Raw genomic sequence first — 24899 nt, forward strand, 5'->3', positions numbered from 1 at the left:
TGGCTCCTTGAGCGAAAGAAGGCTGTTGTGGCAAGGGAGCAAGCTCCCTCAGCACACTGGAATTAAAAGAAGCTCAAGCCCACGTGGAACAGCTTCTCCACATCGCGGATATGTTTTTTATCCACCAGAAACAGGATCACATGGTCACCGGTGGCGATCATCGTATCGTCGTGGGCGATGATCACTTCTTCGTCGCGAATGATGGCGCCAATGGTGGTGCCCGGCGGCAAGCCGATGTCGCGGATGGCCTTGCCGATCACTTTGCTCGACTTCGAATCACCATGGGCAATCGCCTCGATGGCTTCCGCCGCGCCGCGCCGCAGCGAGTGCACGCTGACAATATCGCCACGGCGCACGTGAGCCAGCAACGTGCCGATGGTCGCCAGTTGCGGGCTGATGGCGATGTCGATATCGCCGCCCTGAATCAAATCCACATACGCCGGGTTGTTGATGATGGTCATTACCTTCTTCGCCCCCAACCGCTTGGCCAGCAACGACGACATGATGTTGGCCTCGTCGTCGTTGGTCAGCGCCAGGAAGATATCCGCATCGGCGATGTTTTCTTCCAGCAGCAGGTCACGGTCCGAGGCACTGCCTTGCAGTACCACGGTGCTGTCGAGCGTGTCGGACAAATGCCGGCAGCGTGCCGGGCTCATCTCGATGATCTTCACCTGGTAACGGCTTTCGATGGCTTCGGCCAAACGCTCGCCGATCTGCCCGCCGCCCGCGATGACGATGCGTTTGTAGGTTTCATCGAGCCGGCGCATTTCGCTCATGACTGCACGAATATTCGCCTTGGCGGCGATGAAAAATACTTCGTCGTCTGCCTCAATCACCGTATCGCCCTGCGGCAAAATCGGTCGGTCACGTCGGAAAATCGCCGCTACGCGGGTCTCCACATTCGGCATGTGTTCACGCAACTGGCGCAGTTGCTGGCCCACCAACGGACCGCCGTAATACGCCTTCACGGCTACCAGTTGGGCTTTGCCTTCGGCAAAGTCGATGACCTGCAAGGCGCCGGGAATTTCGATCAGGCGCTTGATGTAGTGAGTGACCACTTGCTCCGGGCTGATCAGCACATCGACGGGAATCGCGTCGTTGTCGAAAAGCCCTGCACGGGTCAGGTAGGCCGCCTCACGCACCCGGGCGATTTTGGTGGGGGTGTGGAACAGGGTGTGTGCGACCTGACACGCGACCATATTGGTCTCGTCGCTGTTGGTCACCGCCACCAGCATGTCGGCATCGTCGGCACCGGCCTGGCGCAACACCGTCGGAAACGACGCGCGGCCATGCACGGTGCGGATGTCCAGGCGGTCGCCAAGGTTGCGCAGGCGCTCGCTGTCGGTGTCGACCACCGTGATGTCATTGGCTTCGCTGGCCAAATGTTCGGCCAGCGTGCCGCCGACCTGCCCTGCCCCAAGGATGATGATTTTCATCCGGTCACTCCCTTAAAACCAATTAGCCGCGCGCGGCGGCGATCTTGATCAGCTTGGCGTAATAGAAACCGTCATGGCCGCCTTCCTGTGCGAGCAATTGGCGACCGTGGGGCTGCTTGATGCCGGCGCCGGTGGCGAGGTCCAACTCCCGTGCGCCGCTGGTGCGGGCCAGGAAGGCTTCGATGACTTCGGTGTTCTCGGTCGGCAGCGTGGAGCAGGTGGCGTAGAGCAGGATGCCGCCGACTTCCAGGGTCGGCCACAGCGCATCGAGCAGTTCGCCCTGCAGCACGGCGAGGGCGGCGATGTCGTCCGGCTGGCGGGTCAGCTTGATGTCCGGATGACGGCGGATCACCCCGGTGGCGGAACACGGCGCGTCGAGCAGGATGCGCTGGAACGGTTTGCCGTCCCACCAGGTGGCGGTGTCGCGACCGTCGGCAGCGATCAAGTCGGCGCTCAGGCCCAGGCGCGCGAGGTTTTCGCGTACACGCACCAGGCGCTTGGCCTCCAGGTCGACGGCGACGACGCCGGCCAGGTCTTTTTCCACTTCCAGAATGTGACAGGTCTTACCGCCCGGCGCGCAGCAGGCGTCGAGTACGCGTTGGCCGGGCGCCAGGTCGAGCAGGTCGGCAGCCAGTTGCGCGGCCTCGTCCTGCACGCTGATCCAGCCGTCGGCAAAGCCCGGCAGGCTGCGCACGTCGGTGGCGGCTTCGAGCACGATGCCGTCGACGCTGTACACGCACGGCGTTGCATTGATACCGGCATCGGTGAGCAATTGCAGATAGGCGTCACGGCTGTGATGGCGGCGGTTGACCCGCAGAATCATCGGCGGGTGCGCATTGTTGGCGGCGCAGATGGCTTCCCACTGCTCGGGCCAGAAGGCTTTCAGGGATTTCTGCAACCAGCGCGGGTGGGCGGTACGCACCACCGGGTCGTGTTCCAGCTCGGCCAGCAGCGCTTCGCTTTCGCGCTGGGCGCGGCGCAGCACGGCGTTGAGCAGGGCCTTGGCCCAGGGCTTTTTCAGTTTGTCGGCGCAACCCACGGTTTCGCCGATGGCCGCGTGGGCCGGTACGCGGGTATAGAGCAACTGATAGAGGCCGACCAGCAGCAGCGCTTCCACGTCGGCATCGGCCGCCTTGAACGGCTTTTGCAGCAGCTTGGCCGCCAGCGCCGACAAACGCGGCTGCCAGCGGGCGGTGCCGAATGCCAGGTCCTGGGTGAAACCACGGTCGCGGTCTTCAACCTTGTCCAGCTGCGTGGGGAGCGAGCTGTTCAGCGAAGCCTTGCCGTTTAGAACGGCGGCGAGAGCCTTGGCGGCGGCCAGACGCGGGTTCATTGAGCAACCGCCCCGAGAACCGTGCCCAAGGCAAATTTCTCACGGCGGCTGTTGAACAAATCGCTGAAATTAAGCGCTTTGCCGCCGGGCAATTGCAGACGGGTCAGACACAGCGCCTGTTCACCACAGGCGACCAGCAGGCCGTCCTTGCTGGCGCCGATGATTTCACCGGGGGCGCCTTTGCCATCGGCCAGGGTGGCCGCCAGCACTTTCAAGGCTTCGCCATCGAGCGTGCTGTGGCAGATCGGCCACGGGTTGAACGCACGCACCAGGCGTTCCAGTTCAACGGCCGGGCGGCTCCAGTCGATGCGCGCTTCGTCTTTGTTCAGTTTGTGGGCGTAGGTGGCGAGGCTGTCGTCCTGCACTTCGCCTTCCAGCGTTCCGGCAGCCAGGCCAGCGATGGCTTGCACCACGGCGGGCGGGCCCAGCTCGGCAAGGCGGTCGTGCAGGCTGCCGCCGGTGTCTGCGCCAGTGATCGGGGTAGTGACCTTGAGCAGCATCGGGCCGGTGTCCAAACCCGCTTCCATGCGCATTACGGTCACACCGCTTTCGCTGTCGCCCGCTTCCACGGCGCGCTGGATCGGCGCCGCACCGCGCCAGCGAGGCAGCAGCGAGGCGTGGCTGTTGATGCAACCCAGGCGCGGGATATCCAGCACCGCTTGCGGCAGGATCAAGCCATACGCAACCACCACCAACAGGTCGGGTTTCAGCGCCGCCAATTCAGCCTGGGCGTCGGCATTGCGCAGGGTCGGCGGTTGCAGCACAGGGAGGTTGTGTTCCAGCGCCAACTGCTTGACCGGGCTCGGCATCAGTTTTTGCCCGCGACCGGCCGGACGATCCGGCTGGGTGTACACCGCCACGATGTCGTAAGGGCTGGCGAGCAGCGCCTTGAGGTGTTCGGCAGCGAATTCGGGAGTGCCGGCAAAAACAATGCGCAGTGGCTCGGTCATGGGAAGTCTCGGTTAAAAACAGTCACAAAAGAAAAAGGCTTGCCGCAGCAAGCCTTTGGAAGGAGGGCATCAAGCTTGCTGGCGATGCTTTTTTTCCAGCTTCTTCTTGATCCGGTCGCGTTTGAGCGTGGACAGGTAATCAACAAACAGTTTGCCGTTGAGGTGGTCGCATTCGTGCTGGATGCACACGGCCAGCAGGCCATCGGCGATAAGCTCGTAGGGTTTGCCATCACGGTCAAGTGCCTTGATCTTCACGCGCAGCGGGCGTTCGACGTTCTCGTAGAACTCCGGCACCGACAGGCAGCCTTCCTGGTATTCGCCCATCTCTTCGGTCAGCGGTTCGAACTCGGGGTTGATAAAAACCCGTGGCTCGCTGCGATCTTCCGACAGGTCCATGACCACGACGCGTTGATGCACGTTGACCTGGGTGGCGGCGAGGCCGATGCCCGGGGCTTCATACATTGTTTCAAACATGTCATCGACCAACTGACGAACCTTGTCGTCCACTACGGCCACCGGTTTGGCGATCGTGCGCAGGCGCGAGTCGGGAAATTCGAGGATGTTCAAAATAGCCATAAGCGTAATTGCTGCACATGTGAGGTAGAGGCAAATCGGCGTTGGGATGGACCCAGACCGCCGGTGTGAAACGCCCAAAAGCCGCGAAGGCTCTGGCATTTCACGCGAACGCACATAATAAAGGAGATTCACCCCATGAGGAAATCGCTACTCGTCTTGCTGCTGTGGGCCCCGTTCGCCATGGCCCTGCTGCCGCAGCCCGCGCAGCGTCTGGATCAACCGACACAACAGGCCATCCAGCGCTTTCTGCTGCACAACCGCATTCTGGATAACCCGCAGGAGCTGGACCGCGCGCCCTACATTGTCTCGGCTGAAACCGGGCGTGTGCTGGGTGCCAATGGCGACCGCCTGCATGCCCGGGGCAATCTGGACCCGGCCCAGCCCAGCTATGGCATCTTCCGGCGCGGCAAGGCTTATACCGATCCGCAAACCCAGGAATTACTGGGCATCAATGCCGATGACATCGGTACCGCGCGCTTTGTCCTGGCCGGCGACCTCACCACACTGGCGGTACAGCGAATCACCCAGGAAATACGCCCCGGCGATCGTTTATTGCGTGCTGAAGCGCCCATCCAGCCGGGCAATCTTGAGCCTCCCCCGCCTGGTCCCTTGATCAAGGGGCACATCATCGATATCCCCAAGGGCGTGACCCAAATTGGCGTGCTGGACGCCGTAACCCTCAATAAAGGCCGTCGCGATGGCCTGGTCGAAGGCCAGTTGCTGAGGGTGATCAAGACCGGCGCCAGCGTGCGCGACCCCATCACCGGCGTTTCAACCCGACTCCCCGACGAACACGCCGGCACCCTCCTGGTGTTTCGTACCTATGAAAAGCTCAGTTACGGCCTGGTGCTCAGCGCCTCGCGTTCCCTGGCTGTCATGGACCGTTTCGAGATCGCTCGGCAGACGCAATAAATAGCCTGCTAAATAAGTTACCAACAGAGTTATCCACAGCTTGTTCCGGTCAAGGATGATCAGATGTATCCGACAAACTGCAATGAAATTTCCCCGTCTGAACTGGAAGCTCGACTACGCTTGCACAGGCTGCCGGAACTGGGTCCCAAGCGTTTTCGTGTGTTAATGGAAGCCTTCGGTTGCGCCTCCAAGGCCCTCAGCGCACCCGCCAGTGCGTGGCGCTCCCTGGGGTTGCCGGCCGTCAGTGCCGACGCCCGACGCAGCGCTGAAATTCGTGATGGCGCCAGTGCTGCATTGGCGTGGCTGGAGTGTCCGGCCCAGCATTTGCTGATGTGGGACAGCCCTGATTACCCGGCATTGCTCTCTGAGATAGAGGACGCACCGCCCCTATTATTCGTGGCCGGCGACCCAAAAATTCTGGAAAAACCGCAGGTGGCCATGGTCGGCAGCCGGCGCGCTTCCCGCCCCGGCATCGACACCGCCGCCGCCTTTTCCCGCAGCCTGGCGAGCGCCGGTTTTGTCATCACCAGCGGTCTCGCACTGGGCATCGACGGCGCAGCGCACCAAGCGGCATTGGATGTGGGTGGGCAAACAATCGGCGTGCTCGGCACCGGACTGGAAAATTTTTATCCACAGCGCCACCGAGCGTTGGCCACCGCGATGATTGCCCAGGGCAGCGCCGTGGTTTCCGAGTTTCCGCTGGACGCCCCGCCCCAACCCGCCAATTTTCCAAGGCGCAACCGGATCATCAGCGGGCTTTCCCTCGGTGTGCTGGTGGTGGAGGCCGGGGTGGCCAGCGGTTCGCTGATCACCGCGCGCCTGGCGGCGGAGCATGGCCGTGAGGTGTATGCGATCCCGGGCTCCATCCACCACCCCGGCGCCAAGGGCTGTCACCAGTTGATTCGCGATGGCGCGACGCTGGTGGAAACCATCGAGCACATTCTCGAAGGTTTGCGGGGTTGGCAGGCCTTGTCACGGCCAGCGCCGATGCCGGTCGTCCACCCCTTGGTGGCGTTGCTGCATGCGGCGCCCCATACCAGCGAAGCACTGGCGATTTCCAGCGGGCGTCCGTTGTCGCAGGTGTTGGCAACGCTCACCGAGCTGGAGCTTGAAGGCCAGGTGATCTGCGAAAGCGGACGCTGGGTTGCACGCCTCTAGGTTTTGTAACGAAGATCGGTAAACTGCGCAGAGCTTTAGTCCGGAGGGTAAGCAATGGTCAACAGGTGGCGTGTGCTGGAAGCCGCACGAGAAATTCGCGCAGGCGCGGTGATTGCCTATCCGACCGAGGCGGTCTGGGGCCTGGGCTGCGACCCGTGGAATGAAGAAGCGGTGGACCGGCTGCTGGCGATCAAGAACCGGTCGGTGGATAAGGGCCTGATTCTGGTGGCGGACAATATCCGTCAGTTTGACTTTCTGTTCGAAGACTTCCCGGACACCTGGATCGAACGCATGGCCAGCACTTGGCCGGGGCCGAACACCTGGCTGGTGCCGCATCAGGATTTGCTGCCCGAATGGGTGACCGGTGTGCACGACACGGTGGCGCTGCGGGTCAGCGATCATCCGTTGGTGCGGGATTTGTGCTCGCTGGTCGGGCCGCTGATTTCCACCTCTGCCAACCCGCAAGGCCGCCCTTCGGCGCGTACGCGGATTCGTGTGGAGCAGTATTTCCGTGGTCAGGTCGATCTGGTGCTGGGCGGTGCCCTGGGTGGGCGCAAGAACCCGAGCCTGATTCGTGATTTGGCGACGGGTGAGGTGGTGCGCCCGTCTTGAGACCGAGGTGCACCCATCGCGGGCAAGCCCGGCTCCCACAGGGAAATGCATTCCAACTGTGGGAGCCGGGCTTGCCCGCGATGAGGCCCTCACAGGCACCAGAAATCCATAGCCTTACGGCAGCAAAATGGTCGACCCGGTCGTCCGCCGCCCCGACAACTCCGTCTGCGCCTTAGCTGCCTCAGCCAGCGAGTACCGCTGGTTGATATCAATGCGCACCTGGCCGCTGTTGATCATCGAGAACAGGTCATCGGCCATGGCCTGCAGGTTTTCCGGGTTGTTGGCGTAAGTCGCCAAGGTTGGCCGGGTCACGTACAGCGAGCCCTTGGCTGCCAGAATCCCCAGGTTCACGCCGTCCACTGCGCCGGACGCGTTGCCGAAACTCACCACCAACCCACGCGGTGCCACGCTGTCCAGCGACGTCAGCCAGGTGTCTTTGCCGACGCCGTCATACACCACCGGCACTTTCTTGCCGTCGGTCAATTCCAGCACGCGCTGTGCGACGTTTTCCTTGCTGTAGTCGATGGTTTCCCACGCACCGAGGGATTTGGCCAAGGCTGCCTTTTCCGGCGAACTCACCGTACCGATCAGCTTGACGCCCAACGCCTTGGCCCACTGGCAGGCCAAAGAGCCTACGCCGCCCGCCGCTGCGTGGAACAGAACGGTTTCGCCACCTTTTAGCTCATAGGTCTGGCGCAACAGGTACTGCACGGTCAGGCCCTTGAGCATTGCGCCAGCGGCCTGTTCGAAGCTGATGCCGTCCGGCAGGTGCACCAGGTTGGCGGCGGGCAGCACGTGTAACTCGCTGTAGGCGCCCAGCGGGCCGCTGCCGTAGGCCACGCGGTCGCCAACCTTGAATTGAGTGACCTCGCTGCCCACCGCATCGACCACGCCGGCACCTTCGGCGCCCAACCCGGATGGCAAGGCAGGCGGCGCATACAGGCCGCTGCGGAAGTAGGTGTCGATGAAGTTCAGGCCGATGGCCTCGTTACGCACGCGAACCTGTTGTGGGCCAGGTTCCGCTGGCGTGTAGTCCACATACTCAAGCACGTCGGGGCCGCCATGGGTACTGAACTGAATGCGTTTTGCCATCTGCCTTCTCCTTTGGTCGATTTTGCGTAGCCCACTATCCCACTCCTAAGCTTGATCTTCGCCAACTGCGGTGAAACGGGGTGCGGTGGTATCCTGTGCGCCCATTTGCCGCCGACGCCCAATGGCCTCGCGTAGCTTTGCCCGATTCAAGGTGATGCCATGACTACCCGCACCGAGGCTGTAAAGGCCTACCTGCTTGACCTGCAAGACCGCATTTGCAGCGCCCTGGAAACCTTCGAGACGGACACTCGCTTTATCGAAGACGCCTGGACCCGGCCTGCCGGCGGTGGCGGTCGCACCCGTGTGATCGAAAACGGTGCGGTGATCGAAAAAGGCGGCGTTAACTTTTCCCACGTGTTTGGCAGCGGTCTCCCACCGTCCGCCAGCGCGCACCGCCCCGAGCTGGCCGGTCGCGGCTTTGAGGCCCTCGGCGTGTCGCTGGTGATCCACCCGCACAACCCCCATGTACCGACGTCCCACGCCAATGTGCGATTTTTCATCGCAGAAAAAGAAGGTGAAGAGCCGGTGTGGTGGTTCGGCGGCGGCTTCGACCTCACGCCTTACTACGGCAACGAAGAAGACTGCATCCACTGGCACCGCGTGGCCGAGCAGGCCTGCGCAGCGTTCGGCCCGGACGTGTACGCACGCTACAAGGCCTGGTGCGACACCTACTTTCACATCAAGCACCGCAACGAACCGCGTGGTATCGGCGGGCTGTTTTTCGACGATTTGAACGAGTGGGGTTTCGACACCTGCTTCGCTTTCATCCGCGCCATCGGCGATGCCTACATCGACGCCTACCTGCCTATCGTGCAGCGCCGCAAGGCTGCCGCCTACACCGAGCAACAGCGCCAGTTCCAGGAATTCCGTCGTGGCCGCTACGTTGAATTCAACCTGGTCTACGACCGTGGCACGCTCTTTGGCCTGCAATCGGGCGGGCGTACAGAGTCGATCCTGATGTCGCTGCCGCCCCAAGTGCGCTGGAGCTACGACTGGAAAGCCGAGGCCGGCAGCGAAGAAGCGCGTCTCACCGACTACTTCCTGCAAGACCGTGACTGGCTGGGCGTGGCTGCGCCAAAGGCGGTGGTGTGATGGACCGTTATGTCGTGTTCGGTAACCCCATCGGCCACAGCAAGTCGCCGCTGATTCATCGCATGTTTGCCGAGCAGACCGGCGAGCATCTGGACTACAGCACCTTGCTCGCGCCATTGGAGGATTTCACCGGTTGTGCCCGTGAGTTTTTTCAGCAAGGTCGTGGCGCCAACGTCACCGTGCCGTTCAAGGAAGAAGCGTATCGGTTGGCAAACTCCCTCACCCGACGCGCCGAGCGCGCGGGTGCGGTAAACACCCTGAGCAAACTCGCCGATGGCAGCCTGCTGGGTGACAACACCGACGGCGCCGGACTGGTGCGAGACCTGACGGTCAATGCCGGCCTGAGCCTGCAAGGCAAGCGCATCTTGTTGCTGGGCGCAGGCGGCGCGGTACGTGGGGCGCTGGAGCCGTTGCTGGCCGAACAGCCTGCTTCGCTGATCATCGCCAACCGTACTGTGGAAAAGGCTGAATTGTTGGCCGAGCTGTTTGATGATTTGGGCCCGGTGTCTGCCAGCGGCTTCGATTGGCTGCGGGAGCCGGTGGATCTGATCATCAACGCGACCTCTGCCAGCCTGTCAGGCGATGTACCGCCGATTGCCGGAAGTTTGATCGAACCGGGCAAGACCTTTTGCTACGACATGATGTACGCCAAGGAGCCCACCGCGTTCTGCCGCTGGGCCTCTGAACACGGTGCCGCGGTGGCGATGGATGGCCTGGGCATGCTGGTGGAACAGGCGGCGGAAGCCTTCTTCCTGTGGCGTGGTGTGCGCCCGGATTCGGCGCCGGTGCTGGCCGAGTTGCGCCGCCAGTTGATTCAAGCCGTGTGAAGACCCCCTGGGAGCTGGCTTGCCTGCGATGGCGGTGGGTCAGTCAACAAACCTGTATTTGACAGACTGCTATCGCAGGCAAGCCAGCTCCGACAGTTTTAACCGTGTTTAGTCTTCGAAATGGATGGGGCACAGGTCGGCCCCTTCCAGCTTTTTCAGCTCTTCCACCACCTGCGGCCTTGCCCGCCGCAACGTCAAACTACGCCCCAACCCACGCAACCTGCGCGCCTCTTGGTGCAGCATTTCCACCCCCGAATAATCGATGAAGTTGATCTGCTGCGCCTCGATCACCACCCGCTCGCCCTGCAGGCTTTGCAGGCGCACTTGCAGGTAGTGGCTGGCGCCGAAAAAGATCGAACCGCCCACTCGCAGCACATCTTCATCGCCATCGCGCCATTGCTGTACCCGTGGCTGCGAGGTGCGCTTGAGGTAGAAAAACAGCGACGCCAGCACCCCGGCGTAAATTGCCGTTTGCAGCTCCAGCAGCAAGGTGGCGACGCAGGTCAGGCTCATCACCACGAATTCGGCGCGACTGACGCGGAATAAGGCGCGAATACCGCGACGGTCCACCAGCCCCCAACTGATCAGCAAGATGCTCGCGGCCATGCTCGGGATCGGAATATGGGCGATCAATGCCGCGCCAAACAGCGCAAACAGTGCCACCCACAACGCGGAAAACACGCCCGCCAGCGGCGAACAGGCGCCCGCCTCGTAGCTGAGGCCGGAGCGTGTGAACGAACCGGCTGACAAATACCCGGAGAAAAATCCGCCAACAATGTTGGATAAACCCTGCGCCCGCACTTCCTGGTTGGCGTCGAGCAATTGCTGCGAACGCGCCGACAGTGAGCGGGCAATCGACAGGCTGGTCACCAGCCCCAGCATGCCCACCGCCACGGCACTCGGCAGCAGGCGCAGGATCATGTCCAGGTCCATGGCCAGCGGGCTGAACGGCGGCAGCTTGCCGATAAACGAACTGACCAGCGCCACATGCCCGAACATCGCCGGCCACAACCACGCCACCAGGCTACCCAGCGCCAAGGCGATCAACAGGGTCGGCCAGCGCGGTACGAGGTATTTGAGCAGTGCACCCACCAGCAGCGTGCCGAGTCCGAGGATGAGTGAAGCGTGGTCCCATTCGCCGCTGTGATGGATCAATGTCAGCAGGCTATTGATTGCTGTGGCCTGGCTCGGCAAATCCAGCCCCAGCAGATTGGGTAATTGTCCGAGCGCAATCACCACGGCCGCACCCAGGGTGAAACCGAGCACCACCGAATGGGAAACGAAATTCACCAGCGCGCCGAAACGCAGCATGCCGAGCAACCACTGGAAAACTCCGGCGAGGAACGTTAGCAGCAGGATCAGCGTGATGTAGTCCTGTGACCCCGGCACGGCCAGCGGGCTGACGCTGGCGTAGAGCACGATGGAAATTGCCGCCGTTGGGCCACAGATCAGGTGCCAGGACGAGCCCCACAGGCAGGCGATCAACACCGGAATGATGGCGGCATACAAACCGTATTCCGGTGGGAGACCGGCGATCAGCGCGTAGGCAATCGACTGCGGCAAGGCGAGCACGGCACCGCTGAGGCCGACAATCGCATCCCGCCCGACGCTGGCGCGGGTCTGGCGCGGCAGCCAGGCGAGGAAGGGAAAAAGAGTGTGGCGGTTGGGCCGGGGCATCGTTAACTCGGGTTGGAAGGTTTGAGCCAGAATATCAGTACACATGATCGTTCCCACGCTCCGCGTGGGAATGCCGCCCAGGACGCTCCGCGTCCGCTCTCAAGGTCGTGACGCGGAGCATCACAGGATGCATTCCCACGCGGAGCGTGGGAACGATCAGCGTGTCAGAGCCTGGCTTTTACAGCTGCCAGCGCATCCTTGCCATCCACGGTTTTCACGCCGTCCAGCCACTTGTCCAGCACCGCCGGGTTGGCCTTGATCCACGCCTTTGCCGCATCGGCATTGCTGACTTTGTTGTTGGCCACATCGGCCATGATGCTGTTCTCCATGTCCTGGGTGAAGCTCAGGTTGGTCAGCAGTTTTCCTACGTTCGGGCAGGACTGTGCGTACCCCTTGCGGGTCAAGGTATACACGCTGCCGGTGTCACCAAAATATTTCTCGCCGCCTTTGAGGTAGTGCATTTTCAACTGCACGTTCATCGGGTGAGGCGTCCAGCCGAGAAAGGTGACGAACTTCTGCTTCTTCACGGCCCGTGACACTTCGGCGAGCATCGCCTGTTCACTGGACTCCACCAGCTTCCACTGGCCCAGCTCAAAGTCGTTTTTCTTGATGATTTCCTGCAACGAGATATTCGCCGGAGCGCCGGAGCCGATACCGTAGATCTTCTTGTCGAACTTGGCCGCAAACTTGTTCAGGTCGGCAAAGTCATGCACCCCGGCGTCCCACACATAGTCGGGCACGGCGAGGGTGAACTCGGTGCCGTCGAGGTTTTTCGCCAGTTGCACCACGTCGCCATTGGCCACGAACTTGTCGTAGAAGCCCTGCTGCGCCGGCATCCAGTTGCCCAGGAACACATCCACCTGGCCGTCCTTGAGCCCGCCGAAGGTGATCGGCACCGCCAGGGTGTCGACTTTCGGCTTGTAGCCCATGCCCGTCAGCAGAAAGCCGGTGATGGCGTTGGTGGCGGCAATATCGCTCCAGCCCGGATCGGCCATTTTCACCGTGTCACAACTGGCGTCCGCGTACACATTGGCGCTGCTCAACGCCAGTATGCCCAGCACTACCGTTAACTTTCGCATGGCCTTCCCTCTGTCTATTTATTGGTTTTGGCAGGGTTGTGGATAACGTGCCTTGCGCTCCAGGTCGTCGAGGTCGATATGGTTGCGCATGTATTGCTGACTGGCGTCCACCAGGGGCTGGTGGTCCCAGCTCTTCAGCTTTCCTTCGGTCAATGCCTCAAACACCAGACGGCGGCGGCGTTGGCTGGCGAGCACCTGCTGGTGGATCGCCGGGATGTCCCATTTGGCCCGCGCCTCACGCAAAAACGCTTCGAACAGTGGCCGATGTTCCGGTGACCGGGCAAGGTTTTCCCGCTCGTGCGGGTCGTTGTGCACATCGAACAGTAGACAAGGGTCGTCTTCGCTGTAGATGAATTTGTAAGCACCACGGCGAATCATCATCAGCGGGCTGATGGTGCCTTCGGCCATGTATTCGCCAAACACTTCGTCGTGCCCGCCCTGCCCTTGCAAATGCGGGAGCAGTGAGCGGCCGTCCAGCGGCAGACGCGGGTCCAACTCCCCGCCGGCCAGTTCCACGAGGGTCGGCAACAAGTCGGCGGTGGACACGGCCTGGCTCACGCGTCCTGCCGCAAATTGCCCCGGTGCACTGACCAACAGCGGCACGCGGGCGGCCATTTCAAACCAGTGCATTTTGTACCAGAGGCCGCGTTCACCGAGCATGTCGCCGTGGTCGCCGGAGAAGATGATGATCGTATCGTCCGCCAGGCCGGTGTCTTCCAGGGTTTGCAGCAGCTTGCCGACATTGCTGTCGATGTAGCTACACGCGCCAAAGTAGGCGCGGCGTGCGTCACGGATCTTGTCCACCGGCAGTGGTTTGTCCCACAGGTCGTAGACTTTGAGCAGGCGCTGGGAATGCGGGTCGAGATCAGCTTGCGCAGGCGTGGTGGGCAAAGGGATATCGCCATCGTCGTACAGGTCCCAGAACGCCTTGGGAATGGTGTACGGGTCGTGGGGATGGGTCATGGATACGGTCAGGCAGAAAGGCTGGTCGCCGTCTTCGCGGATATGGTCGAACAGGTACTGCTGCGCCTTGAACACCACTTCCTCGTCGAAATCCAGCTGATTGGTACGCACGCATGGCCCGGCTTGCAGCACCGACGACATGTTGTGATACCAGGTGGGGCGCACGTCCGGCTCGTCCCAGTTCACCGCCCAGCCGTAGTCGGCGGGGTAGATGTCGCTGGTCAGGCGTTCTTCATAGCCGTGCAGTTGGTCGGGGCCGCAGAAGTGCATCTTGCCCGACAGCGCGGTGCGGTAGCCGAGGCGGCGCAGGTAGTGAGCGTAGGTCGGCACATCGGCGGGGAAATCGGCGGCGTTGTCGTAGGCGCCGATCTTGCTCGGCAACTGGCCGCTCACCAGCGTGAAGCGCGACGGTGCGCACAACGGGCTGTTGCAGTAGGCGGCATCGAACACCACGCCCTGATCGGCGAGTCGGCTTAAATTGGGCAGCTTGATGGGCGAAGCACCGTAGAACGGAAGCAACGGGGCGGCCATTTGATCGGCCATGATGAAAAGAATGTTCTTGCGCTTCATGGTTTCTCGGCATTCCATAGGCGGTGTTTATGCGAATGAGCATGCAGCCCATGAAATTTGGGGTAAAGCCCATGAAAAGCAATGTCTAGGATAAGCACAGCTTATGTATGAAGCCCTCGGTGATGTCTCCCTCGATTTGTTGCGCGCCTTCGAGGCCGCGGCGCGTCACCGCAGCTTTACCGCCGCCGCGATGGAGCTGGGTACCACCCAGCCGGCCATCAGCCAGCAGATCAAACGCCTGGAAGAACAGTTGGCGATCCGCCTGTTTGACCGCATCTACCGTGGCATCGAGCTGACCGACGCCGGCGCGCTGCTGTTCGAACACGTGCAGGGTGGCTTGCAGACGATCAACCAAGGCCTGAGTGCCATCACCCGGCAAGACCAGCATGAAGTGCTGCAAGTGGCCACCGACTTCGCCTTCGCCGCTTATTGGCTGATGCCGCGTCTGCACCGCTTCCACGCGGCCAACCCGCAGGTGGACGTGAGCCTGGTGACCAGCGAACGCAACCACGCCACTTTGCGCAGTGATATCGACGTGGCGGTGCTGTTTGGCGACGGCCGTTTCAAGCAGGGCGACAGCCTGTGGCTGTTCAACGAGGAGGTGTTTCCGGTGTGCAGCCCGCAGTGGCTCAAGGAGCAAGCCACGCCACTGACTGTACAAAATTTGCACGATTTTCCCTTGCTGCACCTGCGCCAGGAAAACAACAGCCAGTGGTTCGACTGGAGCGGCGTGTTTCGCGAGCTGGGTATCACTGCCGCCGCCACGCCCGGCCAATTGCGGTTCGACAATTACACCCTGCTGATTCAGGCGGCGATTGCGGGCCAGGGCGTGGCCATCGGCTGGCGCCACCTGGTGGATAACCTGCTGGAACAGAACTGGCTGTGCCGCCCGGTCAGCGACACGGTGATCTCACGCTTCGGCTATTACGTGGTGCAACCCCAGCGCAAACGCCGCGGGCAATTGGTGGAGCGCTTTGTCGACTGGCTGGTGGCCGAGCAAGCCAGCAGCGCGCAGTCGCTGACCGGGCTGGCCCTGCCGTCCATTGCGGTCTAGGATTTGGCCCCTATCGGTTCCGGATTTCGCCATGCAACGTATCAAGGGCTATCACGCCCACATCTATTACGACGCCAGCACCCTCGACCAGGCGCGCAGGCTGTGTGAAGACGCCGCCAAGCTGTTTCCGCTGCGCATGGGCCGCATGCACGAACGGCCGGTGGGCCCGCACCCGGACTGGAGCTGCCAACTGGCGTTCGAGCCTGAATACATCGGCGTGGTGCTGCCCTGGCTGGCGCTGCATCGCGAGGGGCTGGTGGTGTTTCTGCACCCGGATACCGGCGATGACTTGAAAGACCACACCGACTACGCGATTTGGATGGGCGCCATGCGCGAGCTGGACCTGTCTATTTTTTAACCAGTACTGATTTCAGTCCCATCCCCCTCTGAACAAGGGCGATGGGATTTTTTATAGATAAACCCAATATATGGGACTGTTATTTATATATTGAGATATCGCCAGCCATAGGTTTATATTCGCCCATCTGCTTTTTTCAGCACCCACTCATTTCAGGTGAAGCGATGCAGGCGCAATTGATCGCGCTCGACTGGGGGACCAGCTCCCTTCGTGCTTACAAACTCGGCCCGGCGGGCGTGGTGCTCGAACAGCGCGCGCTGGCGTTCGGGATCATGCATTTGCCCAGCGAGCCCCGGACTATCCGCGGCGTGCACTGCACAGAGGGTTTCGAGTTGGCATTCGATGCGGCCTGTGGCGACTGGCTCGACGCCCAACCCGGCCTGCCGGTGATTGCCTGCGGCATGGTCGGCAGTGCCCAGGGCTGGAGCGAAGCGGCCTACCGCAACACGCCCGTCGATGTCGCCAGCCTGGGCAAGGCGTTACACCGCGTGCGCAGCCTGCGCGGCGTGGATGTGCATATCGTGCCTGGCGTGATCGAACGGGTTGGCCTGCCCAATGTCATGCGCGGCGAAGAAACCCAGGTGCTTGGTGTGCTGCAAGGGCTCGGTCGCGACATGTTGATCGGCCTGCCCGGCAGCCATTCCAAATGGGTCGAGGTGGTGAACGGCTGCATCACCCACTTCGACACGTTCATGACGGGCGAAGTCTTCGCGGTGCTGAGCAAGCACAGCATCCTTGGCCGCACCCAACAGGTTTGCGAACACTTCCAGGCCGAGGCGTTTGACCGGGGGGTGCAGGTGGCGCTCTCAAATGATGGCGAGCGCGGCGTACTGTCCACCTTGTTCAGCGCACGCACCCTCGGCCTTACGGGCGAGCTGACCGCCGAGCAGCAGCCCGATTACCTCTCCGGTTTGCTCATCGGCCATGAACTCGCGGGTTTGCCTGAGGGCGCCAAGCATACTCCCATCATGCTCGTCGGCGCCGCTGCCCTGTGCGCCCGTTATCAACGCGCCCTCGCCCTGTGCGGTTTTGCTCACGTGAGCCAGGCACAGGAAGCCACCGAGCGCGGCCTGTGGCAATTGGCCGTGGCGGCCGGGCTCACCCAACCTGCAACGGAGGCCAGACATGCTTAAAGAAGCACTCTCGCAAAACGGTTTGATCGCGATCCTGCGCGGCGTACGGCCGGACGAAGCCCAGGCCGTCGGCCACGTGCTGTACGAGGCCGGTTTTCGCGTCATCGAAGTACCGCTCAATTCGCCCGACCCTTACGCCAGCATCCGCACCTTGCGCGACAGCCTGCCCGCCGATTGCCTGATCGGCGCGGGCACGGTGCTGACGCCGGAGCAGGTCGGGCAAGTGAAAGCGGCGGGCGGCCAGGTGATCGTCATGCCCCACAGCGATGCCAAGGTGCTGCGCGCGGCCAAGGCGGCGGGCTTGTTCCTGTCGCCAGGGGTGGCCACGCCGACCGAAGCCTTCGCTGCGCTGGCCGAAGGTGCCGATGTGTTGAAGCTGTTCCCGGCCGAGCAAATGGGCCCGGCGGTAATCAAGGCATGGCTGGCGGTGTTGCCGACGGGCACTTTGCTGCTGCCGGTGGGCGGCATCACGCCGGACAACATGCAGGTGTTTATCGACGCCGGCGCCAAAGGCTTCGGGCTGGGTTCCGGGTTGTTCAAGCCGGGCATGACCGTGGATCAGGTGGCGAGCCGCGCCCAGGCGTACGTAGCCGCCTGGAAAGCCCTGAGCTGATTCCAAGTTCCGCGCCCACGGGCGCCGCATCTATAAGAGAGATAACAGATGAAAATCACCAAACTGACGACCTTCATCGTCCCGCCGCGCTGGTGCTTCCTCAAGGTCGAAACCGATCAGGGCGTCAATGGCTGGGGTGAACCCGTGGTCGAGGGCCGCGCCCACACGGTTGCCGCTGCTGTCGAAGAATTATCCGACTACCTGATCGGCAAAGACCCACGCAATATCGAAGACATCTGGACCGTGCTCTATCGCGGCGGCTTCTACCGTGGCGGCGCCGTGCACATGAGCGCCCTCGCCGGCATCGACCAGGCCTTGTGGGACATCAAGGGCAAGGCCCTCGGCGTGTCCGTCAGCGACCTGCTCGGCGGTCAGGTGCGTGACAAGATCCGCGTGTATTCCTGGATCGGCGGCGACCGCCCCGCCGACACCGCCCGCGCCGCCAAAGAGGCCGTGGCCCGTGGTTTTACCGCGGTGAAAATGAACGGCACCGAAGAGTTGCAGTTCGTCGACAGCTTCGAAAAAGTCGACCTGGCCCTGGCCAACGTGGCCGCCGTACGTGACGCGGTGGGCCCGAACGTCGGCATCGGCGTCGACTTCCATGGCCGTGTACACAAGCCCATGGCCAAGGTGCTGATGAAGGAACTCGACCCGTACAAACTGATGTTTATCGAAGAGCCGGTGCTCAGCGAAAACTACGAAGCGCTCAAAGAGCTGGCGCCGCTGACCAGCACACCGATTGCCCTGGGCGAGCGGCTGTTCTCGCGCTGGGACTTCAAGCGTGTGCTCAGCGAGGGCTATGTCGACATCATCCAGCCGGATGCTTCCCACGCCGGCGGCATCACCGAAACCCGCAAGATTGCCAACATGGCCGAAGCCTACGACGTGGCCCTGGCCTTGCACTGCCCGCTGGGCCCGATCGCCCTGGCGGCGTGTCTGCAACTGGATGCGGTCTGTTACAACGCGTTTATCCAGGAACAAAGCCTGGGCATTCACTACAACGAGAGCAATGACCTGCTCGACTACGTGCGTGACCCGGGCGTGTTCGACTATGATCAAGGCTTTGTGAAGATCCCCAATGGGCCGGGCCTGGGTATCGAGATCAACGAAGAATACGTGATCGAACGCGCCGCCATCGGCCACCGCTGGCGCAACCCGGTCTGGCGGCATGCCGACGGCAGCTTTGCCGAGTGGTAAGCACCGCATTACTGATCGTTCCCATGCTCCGCGTGGGAATGCCTCCTGTGACGCTCCGCGTCGCGAGTTAAGGGCGGACGCGGAGCGTCCAGGGCTGCATTCCCACGCGGAGCGTGGGAACGATCAAGTAAAGATTAGTCCTCAATAAACATAAGAAGAGGCAACCCCATGCACCCTGAATCCTTCACCGGGCAGGCTTCTCTCGTCACGCCCAGCAGAAAGCGTTTCTTCATCATAGTGCTGCTGTTCATCACCGTGGTGATCAACTACCTGGACCGCAGCAACCTGTCGATTGCCGCCCCGGCACTTACCAGCGAGCTGGGCATCGACCCGGTGCATGTCGGGCTGATCTTCTCCGCCTTCGGCTGGACCTACGCCGCCATGCAAATCCCCGGTGGCTGGCTGGTGGACCGCGTGCCGCCGCGCATTCTCTACACCGTGGCGCTGCTGTTGTGGTCCATCGCCACGGTAATGCTGGGCTTTGCTGCCAGCTTCATCGCGCTGTTCGTGCTGCGCATGGCCGTGGGGGCGCTGGAAGCCCCGGCCTACCCAATTAACAGCCGTGTGGTCACCACCTGGTTTCCCGAGCGTGAGCGCGCCACGGCGATTGGCGTCTACACCTCCGGGCAGTTTGTGGGCCTGGCGTTTCTCACGCCGGTATTGGCTTGGCTGCAGCACGCGTTTGGCTGGCACATGGTGTTTGTCGCCACCGGTGGCGTGGGCATTCTGTGGGCGCTGATCTGGTTTGCGGTGTACCGCGAGCCCAAGGATTTCAAGGGCGCCAACTCGGCGGAAATTGAGCTGATCCGTGAGGGCGGCGGCCTTGTCGATATCCAGGAAAAAACCGCCAAGGCCCCGTTCAGTTGGGTGGATTTGGGCATCGTGTTGAGCAAACGCAAGCTCTGGGGCATTTACCTCGGGCAGTTCTGCCTGAACTCCACGCTATGGTTTTTTCTGACGTGGTTTCCCACCTACCTGGTGAAATATCGCGGCATGGACTTCATCAAGTCCGGCCTGCTGGCGTCACTGCCCTTCCTGGCGGCGTTCATCGGCGTGCTGTGTTCGGGGGTGTTTTCCGACTGGCTGATTCGCCGGGGAACGTCGGTGGGCTTTGCGCGCAAACTGCCGATCATTGGCGGCCTGTTGATTTCCACGGCGATCATCGGCGCCAATTATGTGGACTCGACGGCGTGGGTCATCGCGTTTCTGGCGGTGGCGTTTTTCGGCAATGGCCTGGCGTCGATTACCTGGTCACTGGTCTCAACCCTCGCGCCTGCTCGGCTGCTGGGGCTGACGGGAGGCGTGTTCAACTTCATCGGTAACTTGTCGGCAATCACCACGCCCATCGTGATTGGCTTTCTGGCCAGCGGCGATTCGTTTGCGCCAGCGATCACGTATATCGCGGTGCTGGCGTTGCTGGGCGCGCTGTCCTACGTGTTGCTGGTGGGTAAGGTCGAGCGCATTGAACTCTGACTGACGCCCGCTCTGTGGCGAGCCCGCTCGCCACAAAAGCTAGTCCGGCAATCAGTGCACAGGATTTAGTTGAGTACGCCGTCAAGGATTTCGTAGACGATGCCGGTGCCCACAGCAATCAGCACCACATCCGGGCCGGAACGGCGCCATTCATAACCCGGGTACACCGGCAGGCGAGACAGGGCGCGATTGTCCAGGCGCTCGCCGTAGTAGCCGCGTGGCAGGGGCTGGCCGCGCACCAGGCGTACATTGGGCGGTGGCGGCGCGCCACGGGCGAACTGGGCGTGGTTATCGTGGATGATTTGCCGTACAGGGCCAAAGTCCTGCGGCGGGCCCCGGCGATTATCCTGCGGCCCACGATGTTCGAATTGGCCTTGCGGGCCACCACGATCAGGGCCGGGGCCGCCGCGTTCATCGTAAGGCGCGGCCTGCGCCAGGGCGCTCGCACCCAGCATCAGCACGCCGAGACCGGCGATCAAGCGTTTAGGCATTTTCATGGGGTGTTTCCTCAGTCCTGCACGAACAAAAAAGGGATTTCGAACGAGGTTCGAAATCCCTGGGTCTTGTCACTTTAGGTACTGATGCGGTGGATTGATTCCTCTGTATCAGGAACTTTACCTACCGCTACACGGCCTTTACGTACGGGCGTTGCGGACACCTTCCGACAGCGCCGCGCACAGGCTCAACACACCATCCATCGCTTGCTGATCATTTTTGGCAGTGGCGATGTGATCGATCAACGCCGAGCCCACCACGACGCCATCTGCCAGGCGCGCGATAGCGGCGGCCTGCTCCGGCGTGCGGATACCAAAGCCGATGCTGATCGGCAGGTCGGTATGGCGACGCAAACGGGTTACGGCCTCTTCGACGTGTTCCAGAGTGGCGGCACCGGCGCCGGTCACACCGGCCACCGACACGTAGTACACAAAACCGGAGCTGCCATTGAGCACAGTCGGCAGGCGCACGTCATCGGTGGTCGGCGTGGTCAGTCGGATAAAGTCGATGCCCGCGGCCTGCGCCGGGTCGCACAGTTCGCCGTTATGCTCAGGCGGCATGTCGACCACAATCAACCCATCCACACCGGCCTCTTTGGCATCGCTGATGAACTGCGGCACGCCGTATTTGTGGATGGGGTTGAAGTAACCCATCAGTACCAGCGGGGTGTGGTTGTTGTCTTTGCGGAACTCGCGAACCATCTGCAGGGTTTTCGCCAGGTTTTGCTTGGCGGTCAACGCGCGGATGTTGGCCAGTTGAATGGCCGGGCCGTCGGCCATCGGGTCGGTGAAGGGCATGCCCAACTCGATCACGTCGGCACCTGCGGCGGGCAAGCCTTTGAGGATTGCCAGCGAGGTGTCGTAGCCCGGGTCACCGGCGGTGATGAAGGTTACGAGCGCGGCGCGGTTCTGCTGTTTAAGCTCGGCGAAGCGGGTTTGCAGGCGGCTCATCAGTGGTTCTCCTGCGAGGATTGCTCTTTTTGAGAGTGTTCCATGTGGAACATCACGGTTTGCATGTCTTTGTCGCCACGGCCCGAGAGGTTAACCACCATAAGGTGATCCTTCGGCAGGTTCGGTGCGCGCTTGAACACTTCGGCCAAGGCGTGGGCGCTTTCCAGAGCCGGAATAATCCCTTCCAGGCGGCAGCATTTGTGGAAGGCGTCCAGGGCTTCGTCGTCGGTCACCGAGGTGTATTGAACGCGGCCGATGTCATGCAACCACGCGTGCTCGGGGCCGATGCCTGGATAGTCGAGGCCTGCGGAAATCGAGTGGGCGTCGATGATCTGACCATCGTCGTCCTGCAGCAGGAAGGTGCGGTTGCCGTGCAGTACGCCGGGTACGCCGCCATTGAGGCTGGCGGCGTGCTTGCCGGTTTCAATGCCATGGCCAGCAGCTTCAACGCCGATGATTTCCACGCTCTTGTCATCCAGGAACGGGTGGAACAGGCCCATCGCGTTGGAGCCCCCGCCGATGCACGCCACCAGGCTGTCCGGCAGACGGCCTTCCTGGGCTTGCAACTGGTCGCGGGTTTCCTTGCCGATCACGGCCTGGAAGTCGCGCACCATCGCCGGGTACGGATGCGGGCCGGCCACGGTGCCGATCAGGTAGAAGGTGCTGTCGACGTTGGTCACCCAGTCACGCAGGGCTTCGTTCATCGCGTCTTTCAGGGTGCCGGTGCCGGCGACGACCGGGATCACTTCCGCGCCCAACAGCTTCATGCGGAACACGTTGGCCTGCTGGCGCTCAATGTCGGTGGTGCCCATGTAGATCACGCACTGCAGGCCGAAGCGTGCCGCCACGGTGGCGGTGGCCACACCGTGCATGCCGGCGCCGGTCTCGGCGATGATGCGTTTTTTGCCCATGCGCCGAGCCAGCAGGATCTGGCCGATGCAGTTGTTGATCTTGTGTGCGCCGGTGTGGTTCAGCTCTTCGCGCTTGAGGTAGATCTTGGCGCCGCCGCAGAACTCGGTCAGGCGTTCAGCGAAATACAGCGGGCTTGGACGTCCCACATAGTCGCGCTGAAAGTAGGCCAATTCTTCCTTGAAGGCAGGATCGTCCTTGGCCGCTTCGTATTCGCGGGCCAGGTCGAGGATCAACGGCATCAGGGTTTCAGCGACGTAACGGCCGCCGAACGCGCCGAAGAGGCCGTTGGCATCCGGGCCATTGCGTAGATCGGTCTGGGACTGAGTCATGGGACGCTCCAGGAAAGAATGGGTGTAGGAAACAATGAGGGCCACTCTACCCCTGACGTTCTACGCTGAAAACCGATAAGATCGCCGCAACCTGTCAGGAAAACTCACAGATGAGCCGAGACCTTCCGCCCCTCAATGCTTTGCGCGCTTTTGAAGCCACTGCGCGGCTCAACAGCGTGAGCCAGGCTGCCGAACACCTGCACGTCACCCACGGGGCGGTCAGCCGTCAGTTGAAAGTGCTGGAAGAACATTTGGGCGTCAGCCTGTTCGTCAAGGATGGGCGCGGCCTGAAACTCACAGATGCGGGTGCGCGCCTGCGGGACGCAAGCAGTGACGCGTTCGAGCGTTTGCGCGATGTGTGTACCGAACTCACCCAAAGCAGCGCCGATGCCCCTTTCGTGCTGGGGTGCTCGGGCAGTCTGCTGGCGCGATGGTTGATCCCGCGCCTGGGTCGCCTGAATGCGGACCTGCCGGATTTGCGCCTGCACCTGTCGGCGGGTGACGGCGATCTCGACCCCCGGCGTCCCGGCCTCGACGCGCTTTTGGTGTTCGCAGAACCGCCGTGGCCTGCCGATATGCAGGTGTATGAGCTGGCCAGCGAGCGCATCGGCCCGGTGATGAGCCCGCGCTTTGCCGGCTATGAGCGGCTTCGCCAGGCTCCCGCTCAAGCGTTGTGTGGTGAAGCGCTATTGCACACCACCTCGCGCCCGCAAGCCTGGCCCAGTTGGGCACAGCAATACGGGATCGAGCCCGGCGCGTTGAAGCACGGCCAGGGGTTTGAGCATTTGTATTATTTGCTGGAGGCAGCCGTAGCAGGCTTGGGCGTGGCGATTGCGCCCGAACCACTGGTGGCAGAGGACTTGCGCGCGGGTCGCCTGGTGGCGCCATGGGGTTTCAGTGAAACACCGGCGCACCTGGCGTTGTGGCTACCCAAGCGCGCCGCGGATGGGCGCGCTCGGCAGTTGGCGCAGTGGCTCAAGGCAGAGCTGTTGCGCCAACCGAACTAGCCGGTGAATCAGTCGCCGCGTTTGCACAGCAGGTAAGCGGCCAGCAGGCCCAGCGCACCTACGGCGACACCGGCTGTAGTCCACGGGTGCTCTTGCGCGTAGTCCCGTGTTGCCGCACCGGTTTCGCGAATTTTGACTTTGCTTTCTTCATAGGCGTCGCTGATCAGGTGACGGGAGTGCTTGAGTGCATTCTCGGCATTGCTTTTCAGGGCCTTCAAGGTTTTGCGCGACTCGTCGGATGCATCGTCCTTGAGGCTTTCCAGAGATTTGAGCAGGCTCGAAATCTCGGCTTCCATGCTTTCCAGCGACGCTTTGCGTAAAGAAGTGTTGGCCATTGGGACTCTCCTGAAGTGATTGAGTGGCATGTGTAGATACCGACTCCAGCGTTTTCAGAAAGTGCAGTAAATCTGAACTTTCGAGCAGGAACGGTCGCCAGAAGCAGTAAGAACATTGACTGCTACGCTCACTAAAGCCCTCAGGAGAAACGCCATGTCTGATCATCACACGTACAAGAAAGTCGAACTCGTAGGCTCCTCGACCACCAGCATCGAAGACGCCATCAACAACGCGATCGCCGAAGCTCACAAGAGCATCAAGCACCTGGAATGGTTTGAAGTGACCGAAACCCGTGGCCACATCAAGGACGGCAAGGCCGCGCACTTTCAGGTCACGCTGAAGGTGGGGTTCCGAATTGCCAGCAGTTGATCACGGCCGTTGAACTTTGCTGACTGGCCGATTGCCATAACCTGCGCTACAACGGTGGGGTGCCGATGCAATAGCGTCGGCACGTTCTTTTCGATCAGCGTAAGGAAGTAACGGATGAAGAAGTTCCTGTTAGCGGTAGGTTTGTTGAGCATTGCGGGTACCGCGATGGCGGCGAAAGACTGCGGTGAGTTGAAAAGCGAGATCGCCGCCAAAATCGACGCTAATGGCGTACCGCACTACTCCCTGGACATCGTGGATAAAGGCGCTTCGACTGACGGCAAGGTAGTCGGCACCTGCGACGGCGACACCAAGGAAATCGTCTACAAGCGCGGTTGATCCCGTGTTGCAGACAGCATAAAGACGACGCACCTGTGGTGAGGGAGCAAGCTCCCTCAC

General features: G+C 61.8%; 26 protein-coding genes. 14 read left to right on the forward strand and 12 right to left on the reverse strand.

The features are described 5' to 3' along the window. Positions 1–62 precede the first annotated feature (62 nt). The 4 genes from trkA to def form a co-directional block, all read right to left on the reverse strand. The gene (gene trkA, locus ATI14_RS06870) at positions 63–1436 is read right to left on the reverse strand and encodes a Trk system potassium transporter TrkA (RefSeq protein ID WP_016970671.1); all 1374 of its coding nucleotides are present in this window, start codon (positions 1434–1436) and stop codon (positions 63–65) included. Between the two features lie 22 nt (positions 1437–1458). Next, positions 1459–2769 (reverse strand): 16S rRNA (cytosine(967)-C(5))-methyltransferase RsmB, encoded by a 1311-nt coding sequence (gene rsmB / locus ATI14_RS06875; RefSeq protein ID WP_016970670.1) that lies wholly within the window; start codon positions 2767–2769, stop codon positions 1459–1461. After that, positions 2766–3719 carry a methionyl-tRNA formyltransferase gene (fmt, locus tag ATI14_RS06880; RefSeq protein ID WP_016970669.1) on the reverse strand — a complete coding sequence of 318 codons (954 nt, stop codon included), beginning with the start codon at positions 3717–3719 and terminating at the stop codon, positions 2766–2768. The genes rsmB and fmt overlap by 4 nt, the downstream gene beginning before the upstream one ends. Positions 3720–3788: 69 nt before the next feature. Further along, on the reverse strand, positions 3789–4295 hold the full coding sequence (gene def, locus ATI14_RS06885; RefSeq protein WP_016970668.1) for a peptide deformylase: 507 nt from the start codon (positions 4293–4295) through the stop codon (positions 3789–3791). Positions 4296–4430: 135 nt separating this feature from the next. Between def and ATI14_RS06890 the strand changes: the two genes are divergently transcribed. The 3 genes from ATI14_RS06890 to tsaC all read left to right on the forward strand — a co-directional run bounded on the left by ATI14_RS06890 (position 4431) and on the right by tsaC (position 6977). Further along, on the forward strand, positions 4431–5207 hold the full coding sequence (locus ATI14_RS06890) for a hypothetical protein (RefSeq protein ID WP_016970667.1): 777 nt from the start codon (positions 4431–4433) through the stop codon (positions 5205–5207). 63 nt (positions 5208–5270) lie between these two features. Beyond that, the gene (gene dprA / locus ATI14_RS06895) at positions 5271–6365 is read left to right on the forward strand and encodes a DNA-processing protein DprA (RefSeq protein ID WP_016970666.1); all 1095 of its coding nucleotides are present in this window, start codon (positions 5271–5273) and stop codon (positions 6363–6365) included. A gap of 54 nt (positions 6366–6419) precedes the next feature. Next, complete coding sequence (tsaC, locus tag ATI14_RS06900; protein WP_016970665.1) at positions 6420–6977, forward strand: L-threonylcarbamoyladenylate synthase type 1 TsaC; 558 nt, start codon at positions 6420–6422, stop codon at positions 6975–6977. Between the two features lie 114 nt (positions 6978–7091). On the opposite strand, the gene ATI14_RS06905 is transcribed toward tsaC, so the two are convergent. Further along, the gene (locus ATI14_RS06905) at positions 7092–8069 is read right to left on the reverse strand and encodes a quinone oxidoreductase family protein (protein ID WP_016970664.1); all 978 of its coding nucleotides are present in this window, start codon (positions 8067–8069) and stop codon (positions 7092–7094) included. Between the two features lie 159 nt (positions 8070–8228). Here ATI14_RS06905 and hemF point away from each other — a divergent pair, with 159 nt between their 5' ends. Both hemF and aroE read left to right on the forward strand, forming a co-directional pair. Continuing rightward, entirely contained in the window at positions 8229–9161 is a 933-nt protein-coding gene (hemF, locus tag ATI14_RS06910) for an oxygen-dependent coproporphyrinogen oxidase (RefSeq protein ID WP_016970663.1), read from the forward strand. After that, a complete protein-coding gene (aroE, locus tag ATI14_RS06915; protein WP_016970662.1) occupies positions 9161–9988 on the forward strand; it encodes a shikimate dehydrogenase in 828 nt (275 codons plus the stop codon). Before hemF ends, aroE begins: the two co-directional genes overlap by 1 nt. A gap of 108 nt (positions 9989–10096) precedes the next feature. Here aroE and ATI14_RS06920 read toward each other — a convergent pair whose 3' ends face one another. From ATI14_RS06920 to betC, 3 genes are all read right to left on the reverse strand, one after another. Continuing rightward, positions 10097–11665, reverse strand: coding sequence for a SulP family inorganic anion transporter (locus ATI14_RS06920; protein WP_016970661.1), 1569 nt, complete (start codon positions 11663–11665; stop codon positions 10097–10099). Between the two features lie 164 nt (positions 11666–11829). Further along, positions 11830–12744 (reverse strand): choline ABC transporter substrate-binding protein, encoded by a 915-nt coding sequence (gene choX, locus ATI14_RS06925; RefSeq protein WP_016970660.1) that lies wholly within the window; start codon positions 12742–12744, stop codon positions 11830–11832. An 18-nt stretch (positions 12745–12762) separates the two neighbouring features. After that, entirely contained in the window at positions 12763–14277 is a 1515-nt protein-coding gene (gene betC, locus ATI14_RS06930; RefSeq protein ID WP_016970659.1) for a choline-sulfatase, read from the reverse strand. Between the two features lie 103 nt (positions 14278–14380). Between betC and ATI14_RS06935 the strand changes: the two genes are divergently transcribed. The 6 genes from ATI14_RS06935 (at position 14381) to ATI14_RS06960 (ending at position 20105) form a co-directional block, all read left to right on the forward strand. Continuing rightward, on the forward strand, positions 14381–15331 hold the full coding sequence (locus ATI14_RS06935) for a choline sulfate utilization transcriptional regulator (RefSeq protein ID WP_016970658.1): 951 nt from the start codon (positions 14381–14383) through the stop codon (positions 15329–15331). 31 nt (positions 15332–15362) lie between these two features. Next, a complete protein-coding gene (locus tag ATI14_RS06940) occupies positions 15363–15689 on the forward strand; it encodes a DOPA 4,5-dioxygenase family protein (RefSeq protein ID WP_016970657.1) in 327 nt (108 codons plus the stop codon). A gap of 164 nt (positions 15690–15853) precedes the next feature. Next, a complete protein-coding gene (locus ATI14_RS06945; protein WP_016970656.1) occupies positions 15854–16822 on the forward strand; it encodes a 2-dehydro-3-deoxygalactonokinase in 969 nt (322 codons plus the stop codon). Then, a complete protein-coding gene (locus ATI14_RS06950; protein WP_016970655.1) occupies positions 16815–17435 on the forward strand; it encodes a 2-dehydro-3-deoxy-6-phosphogalactonate aldolase in 621 nt (206 codons plus the stop codon). The genes ATI14_RS06945 and ATI14_RS06950 overlap by 8 nt, the downstream gene beginning before the upstream one ends. A gap of 48 nt (positions 17436–17483) precedes the next feature. Beyond that, positions 17484–18632: a galactonate dehydratase gene (dgoD, locus tag ATI14_RS06955; protein WP_080520528.1), complete on the forward strand. Its 1149-nt coding sequence runs from the start codon at positions 17484–17486 to the stop codon at positions 18630–18632. Between the two features lie 168 nt (positions 18633–18800). Then, on the forward strand, positions 18801–20105 hold the full coding sequence (locus ATI14_RS06960; RefSeq protein WP_016969651.1) for an MFS transporter: 1305 nt from the start codon (positions 18801–18803) through the stop codon (positions 20103–20105). Between the two features lie 65 nt (positions 20106–20170). Here the strand turns inward: ATI14_RS06960 and ATI14_RS06965 are convergent, their stop codons facing one another. The 3 genes from ATI14_RS06965 to trpB form a co-directional block, all read right to left on the reverse strand. Further along, positions 20171–20602: an anti-virulence regulator CigR family protein gene (locus tag ATI14_RS06965; RefSeq protein WP_016969652.1), complete on the reverse strand. Its 432-nt coding sequence runs from the start codon at positions 20600–20602 to the stop codon at positions 20171–20173. A gap of 138 nt (positions 20603–20740) precedes the next feature. Continuing rightward, a complete protein-coding gene (gene trpA / locus ATI14_RS06970; RefSeq protein ID WP_016969653.1) occupies positions 20741–21550 on the reverse strand; it encodes a tryptophan synthase subunit alpha in 810 nt (269 codons plus the stop codon). Further along, positions 21550–22791 (reverse strand): tryptophan synthase subunit beta, encoded by a 1242-nt coding sequence (gene trpB, locus ATI14_RS06975; protein ID WP_016969654.1) that lies wholly within the window; start codon positions 22789–22791, stop codon positions 21550–21552. The genes trpA and trpB overlap by 1 nt, the downstream gene beginning before the upstream one ends. Before the next feature lie 110 nt (positions 22792–22901). Here trpB and ATI14_RS06980 point away from each other — a divergent pair, with 110 nt between their 5' ends. After that, on the forward strand, positions 22902–23798 hold the full coding sequence (locus ATI14_RS06980; RefSeq protein WP_016969655.1) for a LysR family transcriptional regulator: 897 nt from the start codon (positions 22902–22904) through the stop codon (positions 23796–23798). 8 nt (positions 23799–23806) lie between these two features. Here the strand turns inward: ATI14_RS06980 and ATI14_RS06985 are convergent, their stop codons facing one another. After that, positions 23807–24133, reverse strand: a complete 327-nt coding sequence (locus ATI14_RS06985) for an ElaB/YgaM/YqjD family protein (protein WP_016969656.1) — start codon at positions 24131–24133, stop codon at positions 23807–23809. 154 nt (positions 24134–24287) lie between these two features. Between ATI14_RS06985 and ATI14_RS06990 the strand changes: the two genes are divergently transcribed. Next, positions 24288–24503 carry a dodecin gene (locus tag ATI14_RS06990; RefSeq protein WP_016969657.1) on the forward strand — a complete coding sequence of 72 codons (216 nt, stop codon included), beginning with the start codon at positions 24288–24290 and terminating at the stop codon, positions 24501–24503. Between the two features lie 114 nt (positions 24504–24617). After that, a complete protein-coding gene (locus ATI14_RS06995) occupies positions 24618–24839 on the forward strand; it encodes a DUF1161 domain-containing protein (protein ID WP_016969658.1) in 222 nt (73 codons plus the stop codon). Positions 24840–24899 lie beyond the last annotated feature (60 nt).

This window comes from Pseudomonas tolaasii NCPPB 2192 (assembly GCF_002813445.1).
In the GTDB taxonomy this organism is placed as follows: domain Bacteria; phylum Pseudomonadota; class Gammaproteobacteria; order Pseudomonadales; family Pseudomonadaceae; genus Aquipseudomonas; species Aquipseudomonas tolaasii.